4 protein-coding genes are annotated in these 6,997 nt (G+C 69.0%); all 4 read left to right on the plus strand.

The window, feature by feature from the left end; genetic code table 11:
- The first annotated feature begins 41 nt into the window (after positions 1-41).
- The 4 genes from ACFWV3_RS36335 (at position 42) to ACFWV3_RS36350 (ending at position 6,845) form a co-directional block, all read left to right on the plus strand.
- Positions 42-1,565 carry an MDR family MFS transporter gene (locus ACFWV3_RS36335; protein ID WP_382418301.1) on the plus strand — a complete coding sequence of 508 codons (1,524 nt, stop codon included), beginning with the start codon at positions 42-44 and terminating at the stop codon, positions 1,563-1,565.
- A 17-nt stretch (positions 1,566-1,582) separates the two neighbouring features.
- Complete coding sequence (locus ACFWV3_RS36340; RefSeq protein ID WP_382418290.1) at positions 1,583-2,065, plus strand: universal stress protein; 483 nt, start codon at positions 1,583-1,585, stop codon at positions 2,063-2,065.
- A 324-nt stretch (positions 2,066-2,389) separates the two neighbouring features.
- The gene (locus tag ACFWV3_RS36345) at positions 2,390-4,516 is read left to right on the plus strand and encodes a hypothetical protein (protein ID WP_382418292.1); all 2,127 of its coding nucleotides are present in this window, start codon (positions 2,390-2,392) and stop codon (positions 4,514-4,516) included.
- A gap of 25 nt (positions 4,517-4,541) precedes the next feature.
- On the plus strand, positions 4,542-6,845 hold the full coding sequence (locus ACFWV3_RS36350) for a glycoside hydrolase N-terminal domain-containing protein (RefSeq protein WP_382418294.1): 2,304 nt from the start codon (positions 4,542-4,544) through the stop codon (positions 6,843-6,845).
- Positions 6,846-6,997 lie beyond the last annotated feature (152 nt).

The following is a 6,997-nucleotide window of genomic DNA, read 5'->3' on the forward strand; positions in this document are numbered from 1 at the left end:
AGGGACGAAGGGGCGGGACGTTGAAGATCGAGACTCAGGCGATGGGGCACCGGCAGGTGCTGGAGTCGCTGTCCGGGTTGCTGCTCGCGCTGTTCGTGGCCATGGTCAGCTCCACGGTGGTGTCCACCGCGCTGCCCCGCATCATCGGCTCGCTGAACGGCACGCAGACCCAGTACACGTGGGTGGTCACCGCCACCCTGCTCACGGCGACGGCCACGACCCCGATCTGGGGCAAGCTCGCCGACCTGTTCAACAAGAAGACGCTGGTCCAGGTCGCGATCGTGATCTTCGTGATCGGCTCGCTGATCAGCGGTTTCTCCCAGGACACCGGCCAGCTCATCGCCGCGCGCGCGTTCCAGGGCGTCGGCGTCGGCGGTCTGCAGGCGCTGGTGCAGGTCGTGATCGCCGCGATCATCCCGCCGCGGGAGCGCGGCCGCTACAACGGCTACCTCGGCGCGGTCATGGCCGTCGCCACGGTCGGCGGCCCGCTGCTGGGCGGCCTCATCGTCGACGTGTCGTGGCTCGGCTGGCGCTGGTGCTTCTGGGTCGCCGTGCCGATCGCCGCGATCGCGTTCGTGGTGCTGCAGGCGACGCTGAAGCTCGAGACCAGGCGCCGCGAGAACGTGAAGATCGACTACCTCGGCGCCGCGCTGATCGCCGCCGGCGTGAGCGTGCTGCTGATCTGGGTCTCGTTCGTCGGCAACTCGTTCGACTGGGCCTCGTGGCAGACCGGCGCCATGGTCGCGGGCGGGCTGGTGCTGCTCGGCGCCGCCGTCGCGGTCGAGCGCAGGGTCGCCGAACCCGTGGTGCCGCTGCACATCGTGGTCCAGCGCACCCCCGCGCTGGCGATCGTCGCGAGCCTCGCGGTCGGCATGGCCATGTTCGGCGGCGCGGTGTTCCTCGGGCAGTACTTCCAGATCGGCCGCGGCTACTCCCCCACCGAGGCCGGCCTGCTGACGATCCCCCTGATGGCCGGCGTGCTGGTGTCGTCGACGATCTCCGGCCGCCTGATCAGCCGCACGGGCAAGATCAAGCCGTACATCGTGGCGGGCACGATCACCCTGGTGCTCGGCTTCCTCGGCCTGGGCTTCGTCGACCACGCCACCGCGCTGTGGATCGTCGGCATCGCGATGGCCGTGGTGGGCATCGGCGTCGGCATGACCATGCAGAACCTCGTGCTGGCCGTGCAGAACAGCGTGCCGCTGAGCGAGCTGGGCGCGGCCAGCGCGTCCGTGACGTTCTTCCGGTCGCTGGGCGGCACGATCGGCGTCTCGGTGCTCGGCGCCGTGCTCGCCAACCGCGTGACGGCCGACCTGTCCGAGGCGCTGCACGTGCCCGCGGGCCAGTCGACCGGCAGCACCAGCGCGTTGAACCTCAGCGCGTTGCCGCCCCAGGTCCAGACGATCGTGCACACCGTCTACGGCGACGCGACGGCGCACATCTTCCTGATCTCCGCGGCGGTCGGCCTGATCGGCGTGGTGGCGGCGCTGCTGCTCAAGCCGATCACGTTGCGCACGACGATCGACCTCGAGAAGAAGGAAGCAGACTCGGCTGTCGCTCGCTAGCCGTCGAGGGGGAACTGATGAGTGCCGGTGTGAACGCCTTCGAGTCCACAGTGGACTCCTTCGGTCCCGCTCCCCGGCCGTCGGCGCGGACCGTCCTGGTCGGCGCCGACGGCTCCGACACCGCGATGCGGGCGACCGCGTCGGCGTTCGGCCTGGCCCGCCGCCAGGGTGCCCGGCTGGTCGTCGCCTTCGTGGCGTGCCACTCGTCCCTGGCGGCGCTGAGCCCGGCGGTGGCCTCCGTGTTCGAGCACGAGGCCACCGCGAAGCTGCACGCCGAACTCGCCGCCCAGATCCGGTCGGCCGCGGAGGAGCTCGACGTGCCGGTGACGTTCGTGAAGGCGTTCGGCGACCCGTTCACGATGCTGCGCGACTGCGCCGACCAGTGCCAGGCGGACATGGTGGTGGTCGGCGCCTCGCAGCAGGCGGGGCACCGGTTCGCCGGCTCGGTGGCGACGAGGCTGATCCGGTCGGGCCACTGGCCGGTCCTCGTGGTGCCCTGAGCCGCACGTTCGAGATCGTCCGCAACGACTCCTCACTGCACGGGGCGTCATCGAGCAGGTTTCACAACCCTGCTGGATGACGCCCCGTGTGCACTTCCACGAGTCGATCGCCGTGCTGCGCGAGCCAAGCCGCCTGCATACCTCGGATGAAATCGGTTCAGTCGCGGCCTCTCGCTGGTTCCGGTCCGCCAAATCCTTGCCATAGGTCCGATCACTGCTAGCGTACGGAAGGGCGGACGACTTCTAAACTTAATTTAGTATTTATTCTTGACGCGATCGAGCGGCCGTCGCATGCTGTGGCCCTCGACGACGAGAGGTACGGGAATGCCGAGAGCCCTGCTGACCACGGCCACCATCGCCCTCACCCTGCTGGCGCCCTCCGTGGCCGCCGCCGCTCCCCCGGCACCGGTGGAACACGCGGGCGTCGACCAAGGCGCGCCCACCTACTACGACTCCGGTCTCGCGCGCACTCCGTACATGGGGTGGAACTCCTACTTCGCCGTCGGCGCGGCGTCGGAGGAGAAGGTGCTCGGGGTCGCCGACCACCTCGTCAGCAGCGGACTGGCGAAGGCGGGCTACGACATCGTCTGGATCGACGGCGGGTGGAACGCCAGCCCGCCGCGCGACGGCAAGGGCGCGCTCGTCCCCGACCCCGCGCGGTTCCCGTCCGGCTTCACCAAGCTCGTGAACACCTTGCACGCCAAGGGCTTGCGAGCGGGTATCTACACCGACGCGGGCGCGTACGACGGCAAGAACTGCGCGGCCGGCAGCGGTGGCGGCTACTACGAGGCCGACGCGAAGCAGTTCGCCGGCTGGCAGTTCGACGCCATCAAGATCGACTTCCTGTGCGGCATCGCGCAGAACATGGACCCGGCCGTCGCCTTCACGCAGTTCTCCGCGGCGGTGCAGAGGGCCGGGCGCAAGATGATCCTCAACCTCTGCAACCCCGTCACCGACGAGTGGGGCGTCCCGCACCGCTGGGACCAGACCGCCTACGTCGCGTACACCTACGGACCGCGCGTCGGCGACTCGTGGCGCACCAGCACCGACGTCGCGTTCGGCACGCCGTACGAGGGCATCTGGCGCGACGTGCTGCGGAACATGGACCGCAACCTCTACCGGCCCGGCGCGCAGGGTCCCGGTCACTACAACGACCCCGACTACCTGATCCCGATGCGCAAGACCGAACAGGGCACCTACGAGCTCAACGAGGAGGAGTCGACCTCGCAGCTCGTCATGTGGTCGGTGATGGCCTCGCCGCTGATCATCGGGTCCGACCCGCGCACGCTGCCGCCGTCGATGATCGAGACGCTGAAGAACCCGGAGATCATCGCGGTCGACCAGGACCCGCTGGCCGTCCAGGGCGTGCGGGTCGCGGGCGCGGACAACGTCGACGTGTACAGCAAGGTGTTGTCCGGCAAGGGCGAACGCGCCGTCGCTGTCCTCAACCGCACCGAGCAGCCCGCCGAGTTCACCGTGAACTTCGCCGACACCGGCCTCAAGGGCACCGTGAGCATCCGCGACCTGCGCGCCCGAGCCGACCGCGGCACGGCCACTTCCTCCTACACCGTCACGGTTCCCGCGCACGGCACCGCGTTCCTCAAGCTGCGCGGCGAGACCGCCGTCCCCGGCACCGACGTCGGCGGCGAGACCTCGGCCAGCCCGGCCCTCGTCCGCTGGGACGACCAGACCATGGCGGTGTTCGCCCGTGACACGTCCGGCCGCCTGCAGCAACGCTCACTGACCGGCGGCCAGTGGCGCGGCTGGGTGACGCTCGGCGGCCCCAAGAACGGTCAGATCCTCGGCCAGCCCGCCGCGTTCGCGAGCCCGAACGGCCGGATCGACCTCTTCGTCCGCGGCACCGACAACGCGGCCTACCAGCGCACCTACGCGAACGGCCGCTGGGGCGGCTGGACGTCGCTCGGCGGCGCCCTGACCGACTCGGTCTCGGTCGCGTTCACCGGCCCGGACAGCTGGAGCCTCTTCGGCCGCGGCGGCGACGGTCGCGTGTGGACGCGCGACAGGAACAACAGCACCTGGACGTCCGTCGGCTCCCCCGGCAACCAGCAGATCTACGGCAGGCCCTCCGCCGCAACGGTCTCCGCCGGCACGTTCGTCACCGTCCGCCTCCAGGACGACTCGGCCTGGTACCGCAGGCGCACCGCGAACGGCTGGTCCGCGTGGACCTCGCTCGGCGGCGTGATCAGCGGCAGCCCGACGGCCCTGGCCAACGGCGACCGCGTGAACGTGTTGGTCCGCGGCAGCGACTACACGCTGTGGCAGCAGGACCTGGTCGACGGCGCGGGCACGTGGTGGTCGAAGCGCGACCAGTTCGTGAGCAACGCTCTCACCGGAGCGGTCGGCGCGGCGGCGGGCACCGGCGGCACGGCCTGGGTAGCGGTGCGCGGCCCGGACAACGCCGTGCACGTCTCGTCCCTGACCGCCCCGTGACCCGCGACCTCCCAGGAGCACACCGATGACCACCCGCCGCTCGTTCCTGAAGGCCACCGGCGCACTGGGCCTGGGCGCCCTGGTCCTGCCCACCTTCACCGCCCACGCCACCCCGGCCCGCCCCACGACGAGCACGCTGAACCCGTCCCCCACCACCCTCTGGTACCCGGCCCCCGCCGACGAGGCGAAGATCATCGAACAGGGCCTCCCGATCGGCAACGGCCGCCTGGGCGCCCTGGTGGGCGGCGGCGTCGACCGCGACTTCCTCTACCTGACCGACGTCACCCTGTGGACCGGCGACCTCAACGACACGCTGGAGAGCGACGGCCAGCTCCCCTACGACCCCACGCACTTCGGCACGTTCTCGTTGCTGGCCAAGCTCTACGTGGACGTCCCCACACACGCCGGCGCCACGAACTACCGCCGCACCCTCGACCTCAGCAACGGACTCGTCACCACCACCTACACCCACGACCGGCAGCAGTACCGCCGCGAGTTCTACGCGAGCCACCCCGACGACGTGGTGATCGCCCGCCTGACCGGCCCCGCCCAGTCCGGCACCATCACCCTCGGAGGCACCCACGGCGAGCCCACGGTGGGCGACACCCCGCACACCGCCGCCCTCTTCACCGGCTCGCTCTCCAACAAACTCGCCTACAGCGCGGCAGTGACCGCCTTCAGTCCAAATGGGACGGTCAAGGTCGACGGCTCCACCCTCACCTTCACCAACTGCTCGGACCTGGTCATCGTCTTCTCCGGCGGCACCAACTACGTCCCGGTCGCCTCGACCGGCTACCAGGACCCGCAACTGGAACCAGCCAAGACCGCCCTGGACAAGGCAGCCGTCCGAGCCAAGCCGGACGCCCTCCTCCACACCCACGTGGCCGACTACCGCAAGAAGTACGACCGCCAGCAGATCACCCTGGGCCGCTCCACCGACGCCCAGCGAGCCATGGACACCTGGACCCGCCTCCAGGCAAGGGCCCAGAACCCCACCCCGGACCCGGAACTGGAGGCGAGCTACCTCCAGTTCGGCCGCTACCTGGCCATCACCGGCTCCCGAGACAACCTCCCGCTGAACCTCCAGGGCCTGTGGCTCTCCACCAACAACCCCGACTGGTACAGCGACTACCACACCGACATCAACATCCAGATGAACTACTGGCTGGCCGACCGAGCAGCCCTCTCCGACACCTTCGAGGCCCTGGCCAACTACTGCCTGGCCCAGCTCCCGTCCTGGACGACCACCACCCAGGCCGTCTACCAGGACGACCGAAACCGCTTCCGCAACACCAACAACAGAGTGGCCGGCTGGGCCATCGCCTTCTCCACCAACATCCACGGCGGCAGCGGCTGGTGGTGGCACCCAGGAGGCAACGCCTGGCTCTGCATGTCCCTCTACGAGCACTACGAGTACACCCTCGACCGCACCTACCTGGCCAAGATCTACCCTCTCCTCAAGGGCGCCTGCGAGTTCTGGGAGTCCCGCCTGGTGGACACCCCGCAGGGCCTGGTCGACGACCACGACTGGTCCCCAGAACACGGCCCGCAGGACACCAGGGGCAACACCTACAACCAGGAGCTGGTCCACCACCTCTTCGGCAAGTACCGCCAGGCAACCGAGATCCTGGGCCGAGACCGCAACTACGGCCGCAAGATCGCAGCCCTGCAGGCCAAGCTCTACCTCCCGGTGGTCAGCCCGAAAACCGGCATGCTCCAGGAGTGGATGTCACCAGACGACCTGGGCGAGACCACACACCGCCACCTCTCCCCACTGGTCGGCTTCTTCCCAGGCGACCGCATCAACACCGACGACTCCCCCACCACCCTCCTCAACGGCGTCAAGCAGCACCTGATCACCCGAGGAATGGAGAGCTTCGGCTGGGGCCTGGCCTGGCGAGCGGCCTGCTGGGCCCGCCTGAAGGACGCCACCCGAGCCTACGAGCTGATCCAGAAGGTGATCCGCCCCTCGATCGACTACGCCAACGGCACAGCCCCGAACTTCTTCGACATGTACAGCTTCGGCGACCGCTCGATCTTCCAGATCGACGCCAACATGGGCGCACCAGCAGCAATGCTGGAAATGCTGCTCTACAGCAGGCCAGGCGTGATCGAGCTCCTACCGGCACTCCCAGAAGCCTGGAAAACAGGCAAGGCAACGGGAATCGGCGCCAGGGGCGGCTTCACCGTGGACCTGGAGTGGCAGAACAGCAAGATCACCAGCGCCCGGATCACCAGCACAGGCGGCACAGAAACCGAAGTCAGGTTCGGCACGCAGAAGCGGAAAATCAAGCTACGCAAGGGCCAGTCAACAACGCTACGCCCGTAGACGAAACCAAGCGAAGCCAAAGGCGAGCAAGCGAAGGCGAAGCCGAGCCCTTCGCTTTGAGCCAAGAGGGCCGGCGGTGGGGTCCCGTCACGAGTCGCGCCACAGCACTCGCTGCAACGAGATGGGGGTGTCAAACGGTGACGATGGGTGGG

This window comes from Lentzea sp. NPDC059081, from assembly GCF_042738015.1.
GTDB lineage: Bacteria > Actinomycetota > Actinomycetes > Mycobacteriales > Pseudonocardiaceae > Lentzea.